The following is a 23,128-nucleotide window of genomic DNA, read 5'->3' on the forward strand; positions in this document are numbered from 1 at the left end:
ATTATTTCAATTTACCTAATTTAGGTAAGTTTGACGGGCTGTCGTGACTTTAAAACCGCATAAGTTAAATGAAAAAAAAATTGGCTCTCAGTTTTCACAACTGATAAAAAATTTTAAGTCACATCTGCGGAATGTGGGTTGCAATATCGGAAAGCGTTGCGCGATCGCCCTCAATATTTCGCCTATATCGGGTGCATCCTCAGCAAGGGTTGAGTCATGCTTTCGCTCTTTCAAATCCTTTAAAATATTGAAGATCCCGATTGCTAGCAGTTCATCAGCATCGTTCAATAAACCCAACAATAAGTTGAGATATTCTTTCTTGCCAAGGTGGTAAATTGCTCCCATTACCTCAGCTTTTATGCTGAGAGAAAACTCTGAATTGATATAGTCTTCTAGTTTGGGTAATATCTGCGGCGTGGCTAAAAGACCAATAGAATTAGCAGCATAACCTCGTACTTCGTCGTATTCATTAGTATTATAGAGTGAAAGCTCTAGGGTTTCTAAAGCTTCAGGTTCTTCTAAATACCCAAGGGCTTCTGCTGCTGATGCACGAACTACCCACCAATAGTCACTTATTAGCAAAGATTTTATAGCTTCAAATGCAGGAGTATAACCAAGCGATCCAAGAGCTTCGACTGCTTCACACCTAACCATTTCTTCTGGATCTTCAAGTAAAATCATTAGTTCAGGGCCAACAGTTTCTAAATCTTCTATTCCCAGATACCCTAAAGCCTCAGCCGCACACGAGCGAATACCTGACTCAGGCGACTTAAGCAATCTTATTATTTTTGGGACAGCCTCATAAAAATCAGTACGAGGAAGCTCTATGAGTGCTTTTACTTGCAGTGCATAATCATCAGAATCACAATAACTTAGCAGCGTTTCACAGCTTAACTCATCCATTATTGTTACCTACTTTTTACGAGCCTAGTTTAACATAGACTTAATTTGTAACTTGAGAGGTGTTCTCCGTGCAGTACGCTTACATTAATTACATCGGCAAATTTTTACCAGGCTCACCTGTCAGTAACGATGAGATGGAAGACTATCTCGGAAAAATAGGCAATCGCCCCTCTAAAGTCAGACAACGTATTCTCAAAAGCAATGGCATTCAACAGCGCTATTATGCCATTAGCAAAGAACAAAAAACTCTCTATTCTAACAGTCAAATGGCCGCCTATGCCGTGCGGGATGCTATCTCCAAATCCCATCTAGAACCAGCCACCATTGACTTGCTTGCTTGCGCCACAACCATCCCAGATTTATTAGTACCTGGATTTGCTAGCATGGTGCATGGAGAACTGCCAGAATTACCTCCTTTAGAAATTATTTCAACTCAAGGCGTTTGCTGTGCGGGAATAGCCGCTTTAAACTACGCCGCTTCTCAACTACAATTAGGCAAAAGGCGAACTGCACTTGCGGTTGCTTCTGAGTTTGCATCTCGCTTGTTCAAACACACTAAATTTGAAACCCAAACTTCAGTTAAAACTCGGAGATCTCTTCCCTTTGACACCGAATTTTTGCGCTGGATGCTCTCCGACGGTGCAGGCGCATTCTTATTACAAAATCACCCTCTTACTACAGGAATTAGTTTAAAAATAGAATGGATTGAACTAATTTCCCATGCTAATGCTTATCCCATTTGTATGTATTCCGGCTTAGAAGAGGAAAGCTCAAAAACAAGCTGGTTAGATTACCCCTCCTACGCAGATGCAGCCGCAGCCGGAGCCTTTGACTTGCGCCAGAATATTCGATTGCTAGATAATGTGATAAAATTAGGAGTAGAAGGATGGCTGCGGTTAATTGCAGCAGGCCGCGTTAACCCCCAGGAAATCGATTGGTTGCTCTGCCATTACTCTTCCCACTTCTTCCGGGGGCAAATTGTGGAACTGCTAGAAAAAGCAGACTGTATGATTCCTGAAGAAAAATGGTTTACTAACCTTTATACCAGGGGAAATACAGGTTGTGCTTCCATTTACTTAATGCTGGAAGAACTCTTTAATTCTGGCAAATTGCAGCCCGGACAAAAAATCTTTTGTTTTGTACCAGAAAGCGGTCGATTTACTACTGCTTATATGATGTTAACCGTTGTGGAAAATTTACCTGAAGTTACCGCAAGTGTTGATTTAACTGAATTGCCTGTCACCTCTCCCCTTGACAGCTTTAAACCTGCACGGCTTGATTCTCCCCAAGCCTATTTATTGCGAGAATTAGCATTAGTTTGGCTAGAATTTGAGCGAAAATTGCGCTCCGTACCAATTCTACGGAAATTACACGGGGGAGAATTTACCATTGAAGATTATAAAGCTCTGTTGCGAAATCTCCGGCCGCAAGTTGTAGAAGGAGCCCGTTGGATTGCTCGTGCTGCTTCTTACATGACTGATTTTCGCCTCCGCTCTACATTTATCGGCCATGCTCAAGACGAGCACCGAGATTTTCAAATGTTAGAGCGAAATTACGTTTCTGTTGGCGGCGAATTGGGGGAAATTGTAGGAAGTGAAAAGAATATTGGTAGCGAAGCTTTATCAGCATTTATCTTTCACCAAGCCTCCCAGGAAAATCCAGTAGACTTAATTGGGAGTATATTTATTATTGAAGGGTTGGGGAATCAGCTTGCTGGCAAGTGGGCGAAACAGATTCAAGAAACCCTGGGTTTGCGAGGAGATCAAGTGTCATTTCTAGCTTATCACGGAGTGAATGATGAATCGCATCTTGGTAAGTTGGAGGAATTAATTAATGCAGAATGGATGACAGACGGGATTGCCCGTCGCATTGTTAAAACTGCTCAAGTCACTGCTCGTTTATACCTACTGCAACTGGAGGAAATTCGCTAATGCAAATTATTCAACCTCAAAAGACTGAAAATCTAACAGAAGTTAAGAGCAATTTGCCCTACAGTCCTCAACCTTACAATCGATTAAATCCTAATCATTGGGACGTGCTTTTTGTAGATCAGTCTATCCCCGTGGATTTGGTCGCAAAATCTTACATGATTCGGGATTTACACAACTGGACTCGCAGTTATTTACTGATTCCTATTAAAATAATTGCGAACTTGTTGCTGGCTGTAATTATGACGGTGAAGCGCTTGCTTCCCTTTCAATTTAGTGCTTACACTTTAATGCACAAGTCGGCTGCATTTTTCTTGAATAACTTTGTTTCTCCTGAAGCTTGTTATTTGATTGTGCGGCATATTTGTCTCGGTTCCAATATTGTCAATTTTTTGATTGATAACGGCCCCGATCCGCAGATTCAAAAATCAAATCTCTATCCGCGCACTGTTGACGATTTAGCTAATAATGCTTTTTTGGAACATGACCTAATTCTCTATAACTTTGTTTGGGATTACAATCAAGCAATGCAAAATAATCCTAATTGGTTACAGGAGATTAAAAAGCGCGGAGTTAACTACTATAGCATTCAACCTGCGGAAGTAGAAATTGATTTTCATAAACGCCGCTGGTTGAGGGTTTTAGATTTGGAATCTGCGATTGAGTTGTTTAAAGTGTTTTATTCTCTTTGTTTAACTAGCGATGAGTTTGCGCGGGCAGTAATCTCGCTTCAGTTAGATGAAAACTTTGGTATTTATATCAGTCAGATTACGGATAATTATGACTGGAATCATGTAATTAGAAATCGTCAACCTCTTGCTCCAAATAGTCCTTTTAATGCAGCTCGCGATTTGTTTTTACACGGTATTGTGTCGGAATATCTTTACCGCTATCTGGAGATTCGCAAGCAGATGGTAGAGTAAAGTTTAAATATTAGAAATTGCGTAGAGGGTGAGTTCGTGACTCAAAGTCACGATCGACGTGCAGTAAATAGGTGCGATCGCTACTCTTTTTTAGCTAGTTTGCTAAATACTTGACAAATATTTGAGTTTGTGGTATATAGCCGAAGGACTAATATCAAATTTTAAATTGGTGAGGCGCGATCGCTTTTGGTTCTGAGTTGGGCAGCATAGAGATAGGTACTTTGTTAGTGCCTGGTTGGTAGCGATCGCATGGTATTGTGAATGGAAGGTTTAGGGAAAAAATACAATAAAGCCCGCGAAATGCGGAGTCAGCGGGTTAAGCAGATTTTTGTTTTGGTGTCGATTGTTTCCTTTGCTGGTTCTACGGCTTTTGGGATTGGTAAGCTTTTCTTAGAGGGTTTGAATCGGCCTCGACTTGTTCCGGCTCAGACTGCTAAAGCATTATCCTTGGCTGATGAGGAAAGGGGTTATGAGTTAGTTTTGCAGCGGGAACCGGAGAATCAGACGGCGCTGGAGGGGTTGGCGGATGTGCGGATGCAGATGGGGAATAACAAGGGCGCTGTTGAGCCTTTGGAGAAGTTGGTGAAGTTGCATCGCGATCGGGCTGATTATAAGGTATTGTTGGGGCGGGTGAAGGGGAAGTAGGAAGGATTAGGGGGAGGGGTGAAATGTGAGGATCGATAAACTCGTCGTTATTACAGTAGATTGATAACTTTTAAATTAAATGGTTCTTAATAATTCAAATTGCTGATTTAGTTTTATAAAGGATTGAATATGGGCATAATACGCATGGGGCCGCCGACCGAAATTATATACAAACTGAAAGAAGTTTACGGGATTAATAATTTTATTGAAACAGGAACTTATCAAGGTCATACAGCATACTGGGCAAGCCAAATATTTGAACAAGTTTTTACAATAGAGTATTCTCAAGACATTTATCAAAAAGTTACAGAAAAATATGGTCATATCAAAAACATAGACTTTCTGTATGGTGATAGCAGAAACCTGCTTGATAGTACAGTATCACAGCTTGAAAGCTCGAGTTTATTCTGGCTTGACGCTCATTGGAGCGGAGGGCTAACTTATGGGGAAAGGGATGAGTGTCCCTTAATAGCAGAAATCGAAGTTATCAACCGCTCCGACTGCGAACACTTTATTTTTATTGATGATGCCAGATTGTTTTTATCTCCTCCACCGCAGCCCCATTTACATCAACAATGGCCGGATATTAGTGCAGTTTTAAATTTGTTGAATTCAGGAAAAAACAGCCGGGATATTGTAATTGTTGATGATGTTATTATTGCTGTTCCGGCACTGGCTAAAGAACTAATTGTTCAGTATTGTCAATGTTTGAACACAAGCTTAGGCAATACACGCAGCGAGAAACAGGAACAACGGACTCAAAGCACTGGAGGAGCTAATAATAATATTAATAACGCAGAATCTATAAATAACTATGAATTGAAAATTATAGAAAATTTTATTGCTTCTGGCAATGTGGTTTTCGATATTGGGGCAAACATAGGTAGTTGGACAAATCAAGTATTAAACATATGCTCTGACGTTCAAATCCATTTGTTTGAACCTGCACCGCCAATATATCACACTCTTCTACAAAACCTAGCTGAACCGATTAAAAGCGGTCAACTCGTGTTAAACAACTTGGCAATAGCACATCAACAGGAAATTAGGGAATTTTATTATTACGAAAAATTTTCAGGGTGGAGTACCTTTCACCGCCGATTTGACATTGAAAAACAATATAATATTCAGTCGCCTCAGCCATTTCAGATTTTAACAGCTACCCTTGATGATTATGTCCAAACAAGGGGCATAAAGCGGATAAACTTCTTGAAAATTGATACAGAAGGCGGTGAGCTAGAAGTCCTTTACGGAGCAACTAACCTATTGCAAAAAGGCAAAGTAGATTATATTCAGTTTGAGTATGGTGGAACATTTGTCGATGCCAACATCACATTAAAACAAGTATTTGATCGTTTACAAAAGTTTCGTTACACAATCTTTAAAATACTGCCCAATGCTTTACAAGCATTACCCCAGTTTTTACCGGAATATGAGAACTACGAGTATAGCAACTTTTTAGCCGTGAATGAGAGATTCACAGCTTTGATTGTGAGTGAAGCACGAAATCTCCTTGATTTGCAGCAGCTTTGCATAAAACATTCTGTTACACCGCGCGGCATTATTCACATTGGGGCACACGAAGGCAAGGAAATTGCAAGATATCGAGCAATGAATGTGGAAAGGGTACTGTTTGTTGAAGCCAACCCTGCTGTCTTTGAACGTTTGAAAACGAATATAGCTGGTTTGTCTAATGTGCTAGCGGTGAATTGTGTAATTAGCAATATCAATGGCACAAGCACATTATATGTAACTTCTATGGATCAAAGTAGTTCAATATTGCCCTTGAAGGAGCATCAAAAGGTTTATCCAGAAATAAAGGAAGTTGAGCGTGTAATTTTGGAGTCAAGAACCATCGATACACTACTGCAAGAAATGCAACTCAATCCCGCTGATTTTAATATTTTAAACATTGATATTCAAGGTGCAGAGCTGTTAGCTTTGCAGGGAGCCACTAACCTTCTTAAACACATTGAAGCAATTAACACGGAAGTTAATTATGAAGAACTGTATGAAGGATGTGCTTTAATTGATGATATAGATGATTTTTTAGAGATTCATGGCTTCGATCGCGCCGCAACTGCAACACCATACCATCCATCTTGGGGTGATGCGTTTTATGTGAAAAAGCCAGTAATTACAATATCCACGCTTGGCAGAAACGGGCGGTTTGCCAATCAAATATTTCAGTATGCTTTTTTGACAATATACGCAAAAGAACATAACTTGAGAGTAGAGACACCAGCCTGGATTGGTCAGTATCTGTTTGGATGCAAAGAGCCGCCGATATCTCAGCATTTACCTGTAATTAGCGAAGAAACTAATAACCTTTTAGAAGCTCGCATACCTAATACAAAAGAAATATTTAAAAATGTGGATTTCTGGGGCTATTTTCAGTACCATACAAAGTATTACGCAGCGCACAAGGAGTATTTTCGGTCTCTGTTCCAACCTGTGCCGGCAATAGAAACTCAAATGAAGGAGGCGTTGGATTGTTTGCGAGCGCGCGGCAAAACCCTTATCGGTTTGCACTTGCGGCGGGGAGATTACGGCTACAGCCATTTCTTCATCGCGCTGAGCGAATGGTACAAACAATGGCTAAAAGGTTTGTGGGAAACCCTCGACGAACCAATACTATTTATTGCCAGCGATGAACCGGAAAAAGTTTTAAGTGATTTTGAGGAGTATAATCCTGTCACGACTAAAGATTTAGGTTTGGAGTTACCGGAAGCAGAATTTTATCCAGATTTTTATTTATTGAGCCAGTGCGATATCACAGCAATTTCCAATAGCTCATTTTCCTTTGCAGCTTGTATGCTCAACGAAAAAGGCAAATATTTCTTTCGTCCGCATTTGTCTGCTCAAAAACTTATTCCTTTCGATCCGTGGAATAGCGAAACGATTTTGCGTAATTATATGCCAATTAACTTTTTGACAATCGTCCTCAATGGCCAGCCTTTTATCCGCTACCACATAGAAGTATTTAAACAACTGCCCTTCAAGTGGCACTGGCATATTATTGAGGGAGTAGCTGAGCAAAAACACGATAGTGCTTGGATGCTGAAATTCGGCGGGCAGATTACCGACGATCTTCACGCTCATGGCCGTAGCAAGGACGGGACAACAGAATACTTAGATGAACTAGCGCAGCTCTATCCAGAGAATATAACAATTTATCGGAAACCTGCGGGAGTTTTCTGGGATGGAAAACTAGAAATGGTCAATGCACCCCTAGAAAGCATTAATCAGGAGTGCTTGCTGTGGCAAGTAGATGTAGATGAACTGTGGACTGTTGAGCAGATTTGTACTGTTCGGCAAATGTTTACAGACCATCCAGAAAAAACAGCAGCTTACTACTGGTGCTGGTTTTTTGTCGGAGAAAACCTGGCTGTAAGCACTCGTAAATGTTATTCTCAGCACCCCCAGCAGGAATGGTTGCGGACTTGGAGGTATAAACCGGGAGCGAGGTGGAAAAGACATTCGCCCCCCTGTTTAGTTGAGCCTTTGGCAGACGGTGAAGTTAGGGATATTGCTACTGTCAATCCTTTTTTCCATGAAGAAACAGAAAGGCTAGGCTTGGTGTTTCAACACTTTGCTTATGTGACACCTGAGCAACTGCGCTTTAAGGAACGGTATTACGGTTACAAAAATGCAGTGACAGAATGGATGTCTCTGCAAGATGCAACGAGTTTTCCCGTGCGTCTAGGCAATTATTTTTCCTGGGTGTCAGACGGAACGCTGGTTAATGTCGTAGAGGCACTGGGAATAGCACCGATCGCACGGCGAGAAAAGGATAGTAATGAGTGGCATTTCGTGCAGCCAGAAAAGATGCAAAGGCAAACTACGCTTGCCCAACAGCCCCCCACGATTATTGTGGACGGCGTGTTTTTCCAGCTTTACAATACGGGAATTGCTCGCGTGTGGCGATCGCTTTTAGAAGAGTGGGTGAATCAGGATTTTGCTAAGCATATAATTGTGCTCGATCGCGCCGAAACAGCACCAAAAATACCGGGTATTAATTACCGTCCTGTTCCGGCTTATAGTTATGACAGCACAGATGCCGATCGCGAAATGCTCCAGCAAGTTTGTGACGAACAGGAAGCAGACTTATTTATCTCGACTTACTACACAACCCCGATCGCCACAACCTCTGTATTCATGGCTTATGATATGCTTCCCGAAGTATGGGGGGCTAACCTGGACAAGCCAATGTGGCGAGAAAAGCATCGCGCTATTAACCACGCATCAGCTTATATTGCAATTTCTCAAAATACCGCTTCCGATTTAATCAAATTTTTCCCAAATATTGCTGAGGAGTCGATCGCCGTAGCTCATTGTGGAGTCGCCAGCAGTTTTTCGCCAGCAAATCAAGAAGAAATTAGCTATTTTAAGACCAGGTACGGGATATTCAAACCTTATTTCCTTGTGGTGGGTGCTGGAGATGTTCATAAAAATACAGATTTGTTCTTTCAAGCTTTTGGTCAACTTCCTACAAGACAAGCATTTGATATTGTCTGTACGGGGAAACGTTTCCCATTTAAAGATGAGTTTAGAGAATATACATCAGGTAGTGCAGTTCATATACTGGAACTTAGCGATCGCGAGTTGAGTTTCGCCTACTCTGGTGCAGTTGCTCTCGTTTATCCTTCAAAATATGAAGGTTTTGGTCTACCAATTTTAGAAGCGATCGCTTGTGGATGTCCCGTCATTACTTGTCTTAACGCTTCTATCCCTGAAGTTGCCGGTAAAGCAGCCTTATATGTGAGCGATACTGACTTTAACGAGCTTGCAAAGGCACTTTGCGAGGTACAAAAGCCAAATGTCCGCAGAGCTTTAATCGCAGAAGGACTAGAACAAGCCAAAAAGTTTTCTTGGTCAAAAATGGCAAGGGTAGTTAGCACGACTTTGATAGATGCTGCTTTCCCAGCTTTAAAGCTGAGGAAAATTAATTTAATCATTTTCCCAGAGTGGTCAGCATCAGAAGAGTCTATTGGCACAGATTTGACAAAAGCGATTAGGGCGATCGCTACTCACCCTGACAGAATGAAGATGACATTACTCCTAGATACTGCCAACATTTCTGAGGAAGAGGCAAATCTGGCTTTATCAGGTGTTGCCATGAATCTTTTGATGGAAGAAGATTTAGACGTTACTGAATTTGCCGAAATATCGTTAGTGAGAAATTTGGAGCAAAGGCAGTGGGATATTTTACTCGGTAGAATACAAGCTAAACTTGCTCTGGAGAACGAAAATGAACAGGCGATCGCAGCCATCAAAGCAGAAAGCATCCCTTCCTGCGATCTCGATAGCTTCAGCCACAGGCGAGCTGTTCATTCAGAAACAGGAGATTGGAAGTTCATTTCTCTAGAGCGAGAATCTCTGACAAATCCTCAAACAGAAACAGAGTTTCAAGAACAATCACCTGTTGATTGCTACTTAGAATATATTAAAACAAATTGTCCAACTCTAGATTTAAATACTTGGTTGGGCATAAAGTCAAGTCTTGAAACTACATCTTGGGACAATCCTGTATCCGCAGTAGATTTGAATAATTTTGCTGTTGTAGCCTTGATACAAGCCGAAGGTTGTCCAGACTTATCCGTCAAAGAACTCTATTTTAATATGGCATTAGAAGCTTTAAATAGAGGAGTAGAGTTACGCGAGCATCCTCTCTGTACTGCTCATCTTGCTGTAACGCTTGGCATGACAGGAGAAATATTAGAATCCAGTCAAATTTCACTGGCCTCATTTATCGATACTCTCCACTATGCTGATAGCTCTGTTAATAACATTCAGCCCGCTATTGTATATTTACCTGAAAAAAATAACAATTTGAGAAGTTACCGCAACGAAAATATCACTCCAATTATACAAGCAAAAGAGGGTTATACTCAAGCAATTATGTTGTTGACAGAAGTGCTGTGTCGGTCACTACTTGTCTCTTACAACACGAGAGGAATTTTCATCAAAAACTTAGCATCTCAAGTTTTCCCTGATTCCATTTCAATCAATTTAACGCTGGGAATATCAAGCTTGATAAACAATCTATGGGAAGGGTTGTTATACCTGCACCGCGCTAGACAGAAAGCTCCCGATTCAGCACCGATTTTGCAAGCACTCTACCTCGCCTACAAAAATTTAGAACAGACAGAAAAAGCAAATTACTGGCTAAATTATGCGCGCAATTTATACAAAAATAAAACTCATGCTCTAGAGTGGAGATGGACAGAATTAAACTTGGAAAGTTATTTCACTTACGTACCATTTGATGGCCAAATGTTATTGGCGGTTGAATCAAATTTCCAAAGTTATGCGACTGGAGTATTGATTTCAGAAGGAGACTGGTTTGAAAAAGAAATGGAATTTTGGCGCAATTCGATCAAACCAGGCATGACGGTTATAGATGTGGGTGCGAATGTGGGGGTGTACACCTTTAGTGCAGCTCGCCGCGTAGGATCTAGGGGTCGTGTTTTAGCAGTCGAACCTTTTTCAAGCTGCGTTCGCTGTTTACAAGAAAGCTGTAAAATCGGTAAGTTCGATTGGGTGAAAGTTTGCGCCGGCGCTGCGAGCGATCGTGAAGGAAAAGCTCGGTTGTCTCTTTCTCGGGCCAGTGAACTCAACAAAATTGTGGTTGGCGAATCTGCTGAAAAAATGCAGCCGGGCACCTTTGAAGATGTTACCTGCTTTACTCTCGACAGCCTAATTGAACAAGAAAATCTAAGCACAGTAGATTTTCTCAAGATAGATGCAGAAGGGCATGAACTCTCTGTATTGACTGGTAGCGACAAAATTTTGTCTGAATTTTCCCCTGTAATCCTTTATGAAAATACCGACGTAGGCCAACGCAGCAATTTAGCTGCTGCTGATTATCTCAGAGGTAGAGGATATCGATTATTTATCTATCAACCTTATTTGCAAAAGTTGCTTCCTGTAGATTCTGCTGAAGATTTGCAAGGAAACCTTAATGTCATCGCTTTACCTAGCCATCTTAATGATTTACAATCTCTAAATCTATCCGAAAATTTTTCATAATTCAAAGGGATTCCTTATGCCTGTTTTTCTCAACAGTTTGAAAAAAAGCGGTCATTTAGACCGGATTTACATGACACTCTGTAATATTGGCTGTCGTAAATTAAGTAGCGAAGATGACTACGGCAGCCAGGGATGGAATATTTTTGCACCTCGGCTGACTATCTACGGTTTTGATGCAGATGCAGATGCTTGCGAAGCTGCCAATGCTGACCTTGAAGCACGACAAGTCAATTGGACTGAAAAACATATTCCTTTAGCTTTAGCAAAGTCTGTAGGTGAGTCTACACTTTATGTTACACAACATCCTATGTGCAGTTCGCTTTATCCACCTAATGAACCTTACTTGGAGCGTTTTTCTGGACTACCCGAACTTGTAAACTTAGATTTTTGTATGGAACTTGAAACCACCACTTTAGATGAGTTTTGCCACCAGGAAGGAATTGATGAAATAGATTTCCTACAAATTGACGTTCAAGGTGCAGAACTTCAGGTTTTAGAAGGTGCTGCGGAAATCTTAAACCGAAGTGTTCTAGCGGTTCAGGCTGAAGTAGAATTTTCACACTTATACTCAGATCAGCCCCTGTTTGCTGATATTGACACCCATCTTAGAAAACAAGGTTTTACACTATTTGATTTAGAACCAGCATATCGGCTTCGTGCTAGAACACCTATTAGCTCAGCAGTCCGAAGCGGTCAATTGCTTTGGGGAGATGCTTTTTATTTTCGGGATTTAATTCAACATGACCTTGACAGCCCCTTAAAAACACCAGATAAAATTCTCAAGTTAGCTTGCCTGGCGGATCTTCTCAATTTTCCCGACTATGCTCTAGAGTTACTAGAGTATTTAACTTTGGAGTACGGCAGCAACCCTCACTATAACTTTGCCAACAATATCGTTGAGAGTTTGGCTCAATTTCCAGAGCTTGTCAGCCAAGGACTAGGTTCCCTGCCTGTCGTGGCAAGAATTCAAGATTACATTAGCGATCGCGATGTTGACTCATTCCAGGCAAGTCAATCGCTCAATCAGCAGTCGATTTCTCCTTTTGATTGAAGATACTCCTATGCAGCAGCAACGTCATTGAAATCATCTCTGTTGGAAAGGCAATTCGATAATGCTAACTTTGGAGATAAATTTCCCACATTTGCTCATAGGCTTTTTCCATATCACGAGTAAACTGCTGAGCATTCCAAAGCGGAGAAGTTTGCCTGGACTGTTGCAGTTTCCACGAAATTTGCTGCCGCAAAGCTGCATCTTTTCCTAAACGAGTTCCCCATTCTACATATTCTTCATCACTCCAAGCAATACCCTCTGTCACCCCCGCATTCATCATCATAGTGTAGCTGTTGCGAGCTGCAAACTGCTGCCCGACTCGCGTCACTAAGGGAATGCACATCCAAAGAGTTTCTAGAGTGGTTGTGGCTCCATTATAGGGATAAGTATCCAGAACTACATCGGCAATACCTAAGTTAGCTCGGTGAACTTCCTCTGAACTAACTGCTGGCAAAAATCGCAAGCGATCGCCCTCCAAACCCTCTTCTTCTGCTAGCTGGTTAAATAATTTTTTAATTGAATTTTGGTCAGCCCCGCCTTTAATTAAAAAGTAACTGTTAGGGACTTCCTTCAAAATCTTCACCTGTAATCGCGCTGTATCTAGATGCCGTTTGTACCCAGTCTGGCTGCTGAGGTATACGACTGCATTGCTCGGAATATTCAACCGATCGCGGCGCAAAGTCGGTACTCCCACTTCAAAACCATCTACAGCTATGTAAGTCTGGGGCAAGCGCCAAATTTTTTCACTATAATAATCTTGAGCAGACTCCGGTACAACGTAAGGATCGGCAATAAAATAGTCGATTGCAGGCAATCCTACAGCATCCCAACCTAGCCAAGTAACTTGTATCGGTGCCGATTTCATTGCCATCACTTCACAGTTCACATCTAAAGTAATACTGTCAAGTTCGATCAGAATGTCAATTTCGTCTTTGTCAATTTGCTCCGCAATATTTGTGCTGACTATCCCGCAGCGATACGGCTTATCAACATGATTGACATACCAGTTTTGTAAAAAGTGTTCTTCCTCTTTATAGCCGATAAAGTAGCCATGAATTTGAAAGCGATCGCGATCGTGATGCTGAAACAGCCATCGCGCTAGCCAGCCCACAGAATGTCTCCTCAAGCAGTGGGATAGGTAGCCAATCTTCAGAGGCTTGCCAGAAACACCAAGGCTCTTGCGAACTAACTGTCGCTGCAAGTATCCCTCTATCTGCTCCTTAGCATAGTTTTGAACGTTGCTCTGGCACAGTTGAGCCAATTGATTGCCTATTTTTCTGTTATTTTTCGGATCGTCCTGAAAATAGGGGAAAAAAAAGCTGGTAACAAATAAGTCACAGACTGTAGAGGATGGTAGCGAGGTCGGACATTCAGCGATTAGCAACTCTAAGAGCGAGTGGAGGCGCTCGAGCGTCGAAATCGCTTCAGACCAATATCCGCCCGCACTCATCAACCCCCGTAAAATTAAGTGAGTCGCGTAAACTTTGGCGGGTAATTTCTGTTGTAATGAGTAGAAAAGCTTCGCTGTTTTTATGCCTTCATCGAATTCACCTAAATTTTGATAAAAACTCGCCATGTGGCGGACTAACTCTGGCTGCTCAGGAGCTAAACGCAAACCTAATTCAATATAGTTTATTGCTAATCTAGGTAACTTTAAAATATACCCAAGTTCAACACAGGTGGCAATAATAATGTTAATATAAATTTGAGGATGGTGGACGTGAGCTATACAGGTTTCTGCAAACTTCAAAGCGGACGGGTGTGCAGAAATACAATCCAAAACTCTTTGCAGCACTTGCATCAATTGAACCGTGTCTGCTACTACTATCCCTGGCTCCAACTCCAGCAATTCAATCAAGCCTGTAGAAGTCAGTTCCTCTGGTGTAAACGTCTCAAGTCGGATAGAAAGCTCGATCGCACGCAACAGGTTATTAATGTCTGCCGGATTTATTTCCCGGATGTGTTGCCGGATCGCCCAAGCAAGGGAGTAATCTGACAAGCCCTCTCGCCGATCGGCTTCTTTTTGCAGCACCTCAACCAATTCGGCTGTCCATTCTTCTGTTAGTTCTGGCTCGCCCTCTGCCATGCCCAGCAGCCAAGTTGTCTGAGCTTCTGTTTCTTGCCCCTGCAACAGCAACATCAACCCCAAGTGCCAGTAGTAGGACTTGATTTCCGGCTCCGTTGCGATTGCTTGCTCGTAGAGGTTTGCAGCCTGACTGTAATTCCCTTGAATTAAATATTGATTAGCCTGTTGCTGCCAATGACTAGGACTATTGGATGAAATATTTTGTAAATAAGTTGTCATAGTAGCATATCAGTTTTATCTTCCCTGAATATCTATCTAAGGCAAGTTCCTAATTTAACAGCAATGGGTAGTGTAGCTTACACTACCCACTTTTTGACAATGTTCAGATTAGGCTTGCAGGAACAATACTAACTTTGACACACTTCTTACTTGGAAACTATCTACTTCGACACTACTGTCCAACTGGTATTATTACAGTTTATGTTGTCAGCAGCAATGGTCGCAGCATCCGCTGCGCCCGCCGGCGCAGCAACGCCTGCTGCTGTACTCTCGCACAGGACTGCCGTGCTAGTTTTCTCAGTACCACCTTGTTGAATTAGTGCTACTGCTCCCAAGTAAGATTTGAGTACGTTGCTTTGACCGTGTGCTATATTTCCTACCACAGTGGTATCTGTAGCAAGAGTCGGAGCTGCCTCTGTTGCAGCCGGGATAATAGAGTATGTGTAGTTCTGAGTCTGTGTTTTAATGCCAAGCCCTAACCCAGGAACAAAACCGATAAATTTACCGCTTTCAGCGAAAGACGCTTGCTGAGCGCGGTTCATCGAACCACCGTACTGCTTGGCCTCTGATTGCTTGGCTTTGTTAGCTTGGTTGAGGAAGGAAGGCAAAGCAATAGCAGATAGAATACCGATGATGATGATAACGACTAGCAGTTCAATCAGGGTAAAACCCTTATCTTGTCTTTTTTGATTGAGGTGTTGCAAGAATCTGGCTTTAAATTCAGTTTTCATTGGTTGTTTCTCCTAGAAGGGTGGGATGCTTGATTTCTAACTCTTGTATGTAACTTACCCACTTCCGATCGACTTCATATCACTGCCCACAAAAATGTTTTTAGCAGCCTCAGTAAAAGGTACAGGACTCTCAAGAACGCTCCAAAAGCACGTACAGAAAGACTTCTAGGCTCATCAAGAGTTCCTTGATTTCATTGAAGGCTCTCTCCTGATTCACAGGTTCAAGGGTTACAAGGTCTACGGGTCTAAGCTTGAGCCAGCGCTCCGCTAAGGAGATCGCTGGCTGCGTGCCCTCCCACAGAGGTAGCAAGCAAGCCGCCATACCGCTCTCTATCAAAATCGGTACTAAGGTTGGCGAAGTAACATAACGGCTAATCTCGAAGGAACTCTGGTTAGCTATAGATTTAATCAAATCTTCTTTTAACTGGGGAGTGCTGAGCTGAGGATGTAGATGCACCTTTGCCTGCTGCCAGTCAGCCACAGTCCATTCCGAAACTGGTAAAAACGACTCAGCTTGGTTGGGAAGACCGCACCAGAAGTCTATCAAACGATGGATTGGATGTAAAAGTTCAAATAGGTGCAGCCGTTGCTCGACAGGAGTTTCTGGCAAGCTCATTGCCAGAAACGCAGGTAGGTTATTTGGCTCGTTGAACAAATCCGTCAAGTCCCACAACCGCCAACTCACCATACTAATAAATTCTAAATCAGCAGCTCTTAATGCTGAAAACACTTCAGGTACAGTATAGCCTTTATCCCCCAGCAGCAAATAGTTAGCCAGCATCCATTCTTCATTTTTTTCGGATGGAGAATTCCATGTTGCTGCCTTAATAGCCACGTCATTCTTTAGAGATTGTATAACTTCTTTAGCTAACTCTATTTCCATTTCTCTAGGGTTATCCTCCATAAATCCCATGATTTTGAATACTTTTTGAACTGCAAAGAAAGAACGTCGCTGTAGGGAACTGTGGAGGTTTGTCCGAATAATTCCATCCGGTTTCAAAACTGCTTTCATAGCTTGCAATCCGACAACTGGGTCTGGCAAGAGATAAAGAACCTCGTCACAGTTGATATAATCAAACTGTTGGTTTAAGCTAGGCAGTTCCTCAATTGACAGAGCCTGAAAGTCAATATTCTCAAACCCGTGATATTGCAAGCGCTGTCGGGCTAGCTTAACAGACTCTTCTGATAAATCGATACCCACAATTTTGGCTCCGGGATTGGCTTCTGCCAAAATTAACGATTTGTACCCGCTACCACAGCCGGCATCTAAAATAACTTTTCCTTCGGTTTCTATAACTTTTTGATTTCTTATATAGTAAGCTGTTGCCAAATTATGGATATAGAGAGTCTGATAGTTATTCTTAGGAGATGTCTCTAGGGGAATTCTAGGATAAGGGGCATTATCAAATTGTTGACGAATTTTATCTATTAATTCTGATTCTTTGCTGTCCATTCTGAATCGCTCCTGATACTGCTAAATTGTGCTGGGGTACTCCCTATTCTAATATGTAAAGGTACCTCATCCGCACCTCGCTGGGAAAAAGCGATCGCCCACTCCCCATCCACAAACTGCCAGCCCAGCCGCAACACATACTTGCAATAATAATTTCAATAGCAGCTTATACAAGTAACTACCACCTCCATGAACACCAACATCAGCCCGATCCTCAAAATATTCTCCCTCTCCGCCGCCCTCTCCTTGATCATCAAATACGGCGGCCCTAGCTTATCCATACCCTCTAGCAATGCGATCGCCCTCATCGCCATATTAACCCCTAGCATTATCCTAGCAGCACTCCTGGGCTGGAGAGCCATCAAACCACTTAAAGCAAGCTGAACCTGGGAAACGCGATCGCCCTCAGAAGCTAAACTGTAGGGAGATCTAGGATTTTATGGGCAAGAACAACCACAAAAGGGCAATTCGCTCCCTGAATAAGCGCATTGCTGAACATCAAGAAAAGATTAGAATAGAATACGAAAAGCATTCTCCCGATGACCGTATAAATATCCCAAGCAACTGAAACACTCACCATGATTCAAACCATACAAAAAGCAGTATCATTCGATGAATTTATTGACTGGTATCCAGAAAACTCCGAACATCGATATGAACTATACAACGGAGTAATTGTCAAGATGGCACAACCATTAGGAGAACACGAAGAAGTTACTGGCTTTTTAGTAACAAAGCTGGTTGTAGAGTACGAAAAACTAAAACTTCCTTATTTCATCCCCAAACAAGCCTTAGTTAGAGCACCCGCTAGAGAGTCAGGCTACTTGCCAGATATTCCGATCTTAAATCGCCCTAACTTAGCATCAGAACCTCTGTGGAAGGAAGCTTCAACGGTTACTCAAGCTATTTCAATTCCTGTAGTAATTGAAGTAGTCAGCACTAATTGGCGGGATGATTACTTTAGTAAATTTGCTGATTATGAAGAAATGGGCATTCCTGAATACTGGATTGTAGACTATCTCGGCTTAGGCGGTAAACGGTTTATTGGCAACCCCAAACAACCCACAATCGCTGTCTATGAATTGGTTGACGGCGAGTACCAAATTAATCAATTTCGGGGAAGCGATCGCATCATATCTCCAACTTTTCCAGAATTGCAACTGACAGCAGAACAAGTTTTTGAAGAAGGGACTACGATGCTCAGGACTAGGGACTAGGGAAAGAGGAAGAGAGAGGGAAATGGGGAGGATGGGTAATTAGCCATTACCAATTACCAATTACCAATTACCAATTACCAATTACCAATTACCAATTACTAATTACTTTTAAACTTAATGCGAACCATAGCCGAAATTAACGACAAAATCAGCCGTCAGCAAGCCGTAGTCTGGACAGTAGAAGAACTTAAAGCTAGAGTCGCCGAAATCGGCACAACCCAAGCAGCCAAAGAAGTAGACGTAATTACCACCGGCACGTTTGAGCCGATGGAATCCTCCGGGGCGATCATCAACCTGGGACACACTGACCCCCCAATTAAAATTCGCTCCTGCTGGCTAGACGGCGTTTTAGCCTACTCCGGCTTCGGAGCCGTAGACCTCTACCTGGGAGCCACCCAAGTCGCCGAAGACGGCGAAGAATCGCGGGAACGGGGCGGCGGCCACGTCATCGAAGACCTAATCGCTGGCAAACCCGTACAACTACGAGCCGTAGGCCAAGCCACAGACTGTTACCCCCGCGCCTCCTTTGAAACCACCATCACCCGCGACACGATTAACCAGTTTTACCTATTTAATCCCCGCAACATCTACCAAAATTTTATCGTGGGCGTGAATGGAGGCGATCGCACTCTCTACACCTACCTCGGCCCCCTACAACCCCATCTCAGTAACGCCGTCTACTCCAACCCTGGAGCCATTTCTCCCTTGCTAAACGACCCAGATTTACAGCTTGTAGGTATCGGTACGCGCATTTTCCTGGGCGGTGCGATCGGCTACGTTACCTGGGAAGGAACCCAGCATTTCCCCTTACAAAAACGTCTTCCTAATCGTACTCCCATCGGCCCCGCCGCCACCCTAGCTTTAATTGGTGATGCTAAACAGATGAACTCCCAATGGGTACGAGGTTGTTATTTCAAAAATTACGGCCCATCTATAATGTTAGGAGTTGGGATTCCTCTGCCAGTTTTAAATGAAGAAGTAGTTGCCCGTTGCGCCATACAAGACAAAGATATTGTAGCACCAGTAGTAGATTTTGCTATCCCTCGGCGGGTGCGTCCTACCTTTGGTTTAGTTACTTATGCTCAACTCAAAACAGGCCGTATTACTATTGAAGGTAAAACTGTCAGGGTGGCTCCCCTTGCTAGTTTTTACCTCTCCCGTCAAGTAGCTTTGGAGCTCAAAACGTGGATTGAGGAGGGACAATTTACCCTGACTGAGCCAGTTGCTCACATTCCGATGGAAAGGGCTTTTTTGCCTCAAGATTTATGGGGTAGTCAGGTGAGAATTGACTAATAATTGCTGAGTCGATCGCGCCTGCTAAAGCTGAAATTGTGGGGGAGAGTAATATTGAATGATTTTTAGGGAAATGCGATTGATCGGCACAAACTAAACTAGCTGAAATGCACCGGAGCTAAGGAGATGAAGAAGGAGGATTAGAATTGTGTTTGCTTACTATTTCTGGAAATTCGTAAAGACTTCTTAACAACATTTCAATAAAAACTATTAAAGTTTCAGCATCATCTTGGTTTATACTTTCTATTTCATGTGCTGCGTTATTTCCTTGCTTACGAATATGGTCTAACCAGCTTTTGATTTTACTTGAAATATGTCCTTTTTCTTCTAAGAAATTGATATAATATACAAACGTTTCCCCCTTTTTTGCCCCGTGATTAACAGCTACATTCATCAATATTTTCCGGCAGCACAAAGTAGCAGCCGTGTAAGCCCCTACACTCGTGCACTTCCGAGATTCTTGATAAAGATGTAAAACTTCATCAGGTAGATGAGCAACATCTTTCCCAAAAAGAATACCAGGGAATGCTTTACCGGACTCATCAAAATAAGTCGGTTTTTTACAGAAGTGACATATATAAATACAGTCGGTTTCAAATGTAGTAACATATCCTTCTTTCGTCACTATATTATTATCACAATGTCCACAAATATAACTACGAGAATCTAAATCAGTTTTACTATTTTCCCAATTCAAATTTTGGCTCATAATCTACACTCCATAGAGAGTCTAAACGTCTTTTTAACTATAACTTCTGCCAAAAAATGCAGTTTAGAAAGCACCGCCCAGCTAGAGTACGGTTATCCGATCTGAGTAATTATCCAGCCGAATACTAAAAAAACTGGACAAGCTGCACGGAAACGCGATCGCAATCACTCCTCAGACTCAAACTCCACCCGATCGTAAATATCCCCTAACGAAACCTGAAATGGCACAGAACTTAATGCCAATAACGTATTTTTACCGTCATACTCAGACAACGCCTATTTAGAGAAATCATGTGCGTAAACGATAGATAGCAACCGCCAAGGTGGTTAGGACGTTCTGAGTTTCACCAAACTCGCTGATTCTATTCCCTTCTTCCCCTAGCCCCTACCCCCTAACCGACGAAAGCGGTTGCTATATTACCTATCCTGGGGGTCTTCTGGCGCAACATTCCGATTGGCTAGACCCCTATTTCTAGTTTTTCGGCTCTTTTTACCTCTGGCTAATTATACCTCTTTTGCGACGATTATGGGAGGTTTGGTTGCACAAATTTTTAATTCGCCAACAACTCTTTTCATCGCCTCAAGATTTGTGCAAGCAGCCTATTACTTCCACTTCTGCCAAGAACTATTGAAAATCGAAGTTCCGGGAAAAGCAATCTGATTTTTCTGTTGCTCTAACCGCCGTTGCAGCGCTTCCAAATCAGGCTCGTAAGAAGGTAATTCATCCACCAATTGATAAGGCAGAATCCCCTTTTCTAGGGCAAAACTAGCAGTAGTTCCGGCCGCTGCACCCGAAGACCATTCAAAAGAATGTACGCGATAAGCAGCGGCCGCAGTGTGGCTAGTAGCAATACTTTTCCCTGCGACTAACATATTATCAATTTTCTGCGGAATCAAGGCTCTGAGCGGAATTTGGAAGGGATAAGCTTCACCTTGACCCTTGCGAGTTCCTTCGCGTTCAGTATTACCTGGTGCTTCTGGGGGGCTATTAGTCATACAGGGGTGAAAGTCGATCGCATAGTGACCAATTCCCACAGAATCAGGATAAATAAAAGAGCGCGATCGCGCCTTTGTTTCCTCCACAGATAGATCTCCCACTGCCAAAGCAGGCGCATCTAAGCCACCTAAAGCTAACCACAAATCGCGATACTGTTCAGGAGATAGATTTTGGCGATAAAAATCAGTCGCGAAGTTATTGCGAGACATATCCACTTCCCACACAGTAAAACCTTGCGGTTGAGCCAAACTTGGTCGCCCAATTATTCTCCTTCCCTCCCGCATATAAGGATATTTAGAAAGCCCATGTACTGTTCCCATCGGCGAATCTAAACCCGTCAAATATTTGAGATTTGGGTAAGGCTTTTTCACGCCATTGCCTAATTGTGAATCAGTCGTACCTACAGCTAGCCAATAGAAAAATCCTTGGGCATTTTCTTCACCACGCTGCAAAGTTTCTGTCCGTAAACCGCCCATCCAGCCTCCAGGTTGCAATTGACCTGCGGCTTGCAATTGTTCGCGAGTATAAATCAAGTTATCTGTGGAAGTTCCAGGTCGATAATCGTTGCCCCAAGTCCAGTTTTGCATGGAGATATCGCCGGGATAGATGGGAAAGTCTCTAGGGTTTGGAGGTCGTTTTTGATCTGGTTTAGTGCTAAAAATTTGGCGGTAGGTGAATACTAGGGGAAAACTAGCTAATCGTTGCAATTCATAGCTGTAGTAGGGAGCATATTGTTGATAGAATGAGGGTAGTTGATGAGTCTGGGGTTCCTTAGTTGCCTGCATTGCAAAGGTATAGGTAAAACCTTGAGTACAATAAGGATCGCCATTAGGACTTGCTGAAGAAGGTTCTAGATAGGAACGGGGGTCAATCCCCAGGCGGTAGGGAACGTCTGCGAGACCGATTAATTCACCTGTTTCGGTGGCATCTATGACATACCAATTAGCCGTTTTAGCTGTTTGCTGAGGTTTATTTGACTGCTTGGGGGTGAAGCGAATAATGGTTTTATTAAATCGCGCCGAATTTTCATATCGATAGGCATCTTCGATGGTTTGAGAAAGAGGTTCAGCGTTAATAGGAGGAGTACCTGTGGCTGGTTGATGCTGAATCGCGATCGCGTTTTTAATTTGATTCCCGGAAATGTCTAAATCTTTGACAACTGTATTAGGAAACCATTTAAGCGTACCTTTGCCTTTTTTGGCGGCATCTTGCAACATTTTAAATAGGATTTTATGGCCATCGTAGGGCATGAAGCAAGAATTACTGACCCAACAGCCGCCAGGATTGAGTCTACCGTAATGCTTTTGGATGCGCGATCGCAATTCTAGATAGCCGCGAGGATAGAATAATAGCGATCGCTGGGTTTCACGTTCGTCAAGTGCTGAGGTACCTTGGGCGGAAATTTGCCCGCCTACCCAGTCGGTAATTTCAGTTAGGCAAACAGTGCGACCTGCGAGTAAGCTTTCGTAAGCAGTGGCCGCACCTGAAAGCCCACCACCTACTACCAGAATGTCGCAATTTTCTTCTTTGTCTGGCGTGCGGGGAGGTGCGGCTATTGCGGGACTAATGGCTGAAATTATGGAGATCAGGCTGAGGGTGAGGCTTACCAGTGATTTGCCTTGCACTTGACGCTGCATGGTAGATGGTGTGTTGAGTTTGGACATAGAAATTGAGAGGCTAATCGCGCTCAAATGTTCATTCTGCACTATACGGTCTTTTGGCGATCGCGTCAGGGTAATATTACTAATTGGTAATTGGTAATTGGTAATTGGCTAATGGCTAATTGGCTAATGGCTAATGGCTAATTGCTAATGGCTAATTGCTAATGGCTAATTGCTAATGGCTAATTGCTAATGGCTAATTGCTAATTGCTAATGGCTAATTGCTAATTGCTAATTACCTATCTCCCCCATCCTCCCCATCCTCCCCATCTCCCCCTTAC

Annotated in this window: 14 protein-coding genes; 8 read left to right on the top strand and 6 right to left on the bottom strand. The window is 42.7% G+C overall.

Translation table 11 applies throughout. The annotated features are described in order from the left end of the window. Positions 1–87 precede the first annotated feature (87 nt). The gene (locus PN499_RS20460; protein WP_272034084.1) at positions 88–903 is read right to left on the bottom strand and encodes a HEAT repeat domain-containing protein; all 816 of its coding nucleotides are present in this window, start codon (positions 901–903) and stop codon (positions 88–90) included. Between the two features lie 68 nt (positions 904–971). Here PN499_RS20460 and PN499_RS20465 point away from each other — a divergent pair, with 68 nt between their 5' ends. From PN499_RS20465 to PN499_RS20485, 5 genes are all read left to right on the top strand, one after another. Next, positions 972–2,834, top strand: coding sequence for a beta-ketoacyl-ACP synthase III (locus PN499_RS20465; protein ID WP_272034086.1), 1,863 nt, complete (start codon positions 972–974; stop codon positions 2,832–2,834). Next, positions 2,834–3,754 carry a DUF6999 family protein gene (locus PN499_RS20470; RefSeq protein ID WP_272034088.1) on the top strand — a complete coding sequence of 307 codons (921 nt, stop codon included), beginning with the start codon at positions 2,834–2,836 and terminating at the stop codon, positions 3,752–3,754. Before PN499_RS20465 ends, PN499_RS20470 begins: the two co-directional genes overlap by 1 nt. A gap of 261 nt (positions 3,755–4,015) precedes the next feature. Beyond that, positions 4,016–4,399, top strand: coding sequence for a tetratricopeptide repeat protein (locus PN499_RS20475; protein WP_272034090.1), 384 nt, complete (start codon positions 4,016–4,018; stop codon positions 4,397–4,399). Positions 4,400–4,543: 144 nt separating this feature from the next. Then, a complete protein-coding gene (locus PN499_RS20480; RefSeq protein WP_272034109.1) occupies positions 4,544–11,431 on the top strand; it encodes an FkbM family methyltransferase in 6,888 nt (2,295 codons plus the stop codon). A gap of 16 nt (positions 11,432–11,447) precedes the next feature. Continuing rightward, on the top strand, positions 11,448–12,482 hold the full coding sequence (locus PN499_RS20485) for an FkbM family methyltransferase (RefSeq protein ID WP_272034092.1): 1,035 nt from the start codon (positions 11,448–11,450) through the stop codon (positions 12,480–12,482). Between the two features lie 64 nt (positions 12,483–12,546). On the opposite strand, the gene PN499_RS20490 is transcribed toward PN499_RS20485, so the two are convergent. From PN499_RS20490 to PN499_RS20500, 3 genes are all read right to left on the bottom strand, one after another. Continuing rightward, entirely contained in the window at positions 12,547–14,787 is a 2,241-nt protein-coding gene (locus tag PN499_RS20490; protein ID WP_272034093.1) for an O-linked N-acetylglucosamine transferase, SPINDLY family protein, read from the bottom strand. 161 nt (positions 14,788–14,948) lie between these two features. Then, positions 14,949–15,518, bottom strand: a complete 570-nt coding sequence (locus PN499_RS20495) for a type IV pilin-like G/H family protein (RefSeq protein ID WP_272034095.1) — start codon at positions 15,516–15,518, stop codon at positions 14,949–14,951. A gap of 130 nt (positions 15,519–15,648) precedes the next feature. Further along, on the bottom strand, positions 15,649–16,971 hold the full coding sequence (locus PN499_RS20500; protein WP_272034097.1) for a class I SAM-dependent methyltransferase: 1,323 nt from the start codon (positions 16,969–16,971) through the stop codon (positions 15,649–15,651). 189 nt (positions 16,972–17,160) lie between these two features. Between PN499_RS20500 and PN499_RS20505 the strand changes: the two genes are divergently transcribed. The 3 genes from PN499_RS20505 (at position 17,161) to PN499_RS20515 (ending at position 19,481) form a co-directional block, all read left to right on the top strand. Then, on the top strand, positions 17,161–17,355 hold the full coding sequence (locus PN499_RS20505) for a hypothetical protein (RefSeq protein ID WP_272034099.1): 195 nt from the start codon (positions 17,161–17,163) through the stop codon (positions 17,353–17,355). 194 nt (positions 17,356–17,549) lie between these two features. Beyond that, the gene (locus PN499_RS20510; protein WP_272034101.1) at positions 17,550–18,188 is read left to right on the top strand and encodes a Uma2 family endonuclease; all 639 of its coding nucleotides are present in this window, start codon (positions 17,550–17,552) and stop codon (positions 18,186–18,188) included. A 117-nt stretch (positions 18,189–18,305) separates the two neighbouring features. Further along, positions 18,306–19,481: a homocysteine biosynthesis protein gene (locus PN499_RS20515; protein ID WP_272034103.1), complete on the top strand. Its 1,176-nt coding sequence runs from the start codon at positions 18,306–18,308 to the stop codon at positions 19,479–19,481. Positions 19,482–19,599: 118 nt separating this feature from the next. On the opposite strand, the gene PN499_RS20520 is transcribed toward PN499_RS20515, so the two are convergent. Next, the gene (locus tag PN499_RS20520; protein ID WP_272034105.1) at positions 19,600–20,190 is read right to left on the bottom strand and encodes a DUF4145 domain-containing protein; all 591 of its coding nucleotides are present in this window, start codon (positions 20,188–20,190) and stop codon (positions 19,600–19,602) included. 602 nt (positions 20,191–20,792) lie between these two features. Next, positions 20,793–22,850, bottom strand: a complete 2,058-nt coding sequence (locus PN499_RS20525; RefSeq protein WP_272034107.1) for an FAD-dependent oxidoreductase — start codon at positions 22,848–22,850, stop codon at positions 20,793–20,795. Positions 22,851–23,128: the final 278 nt, after the last annotated feature.

It is taken from the genome of Kamptonema animale CS-326 (genome assembly GCF_028330895.1).
Lineage (GTDB): Bacteria > Cyanobacteriota > Cyanobacteriia > Cyanobacteriales > Microcoleaceae > Kamptonema > Kamptonema formosum.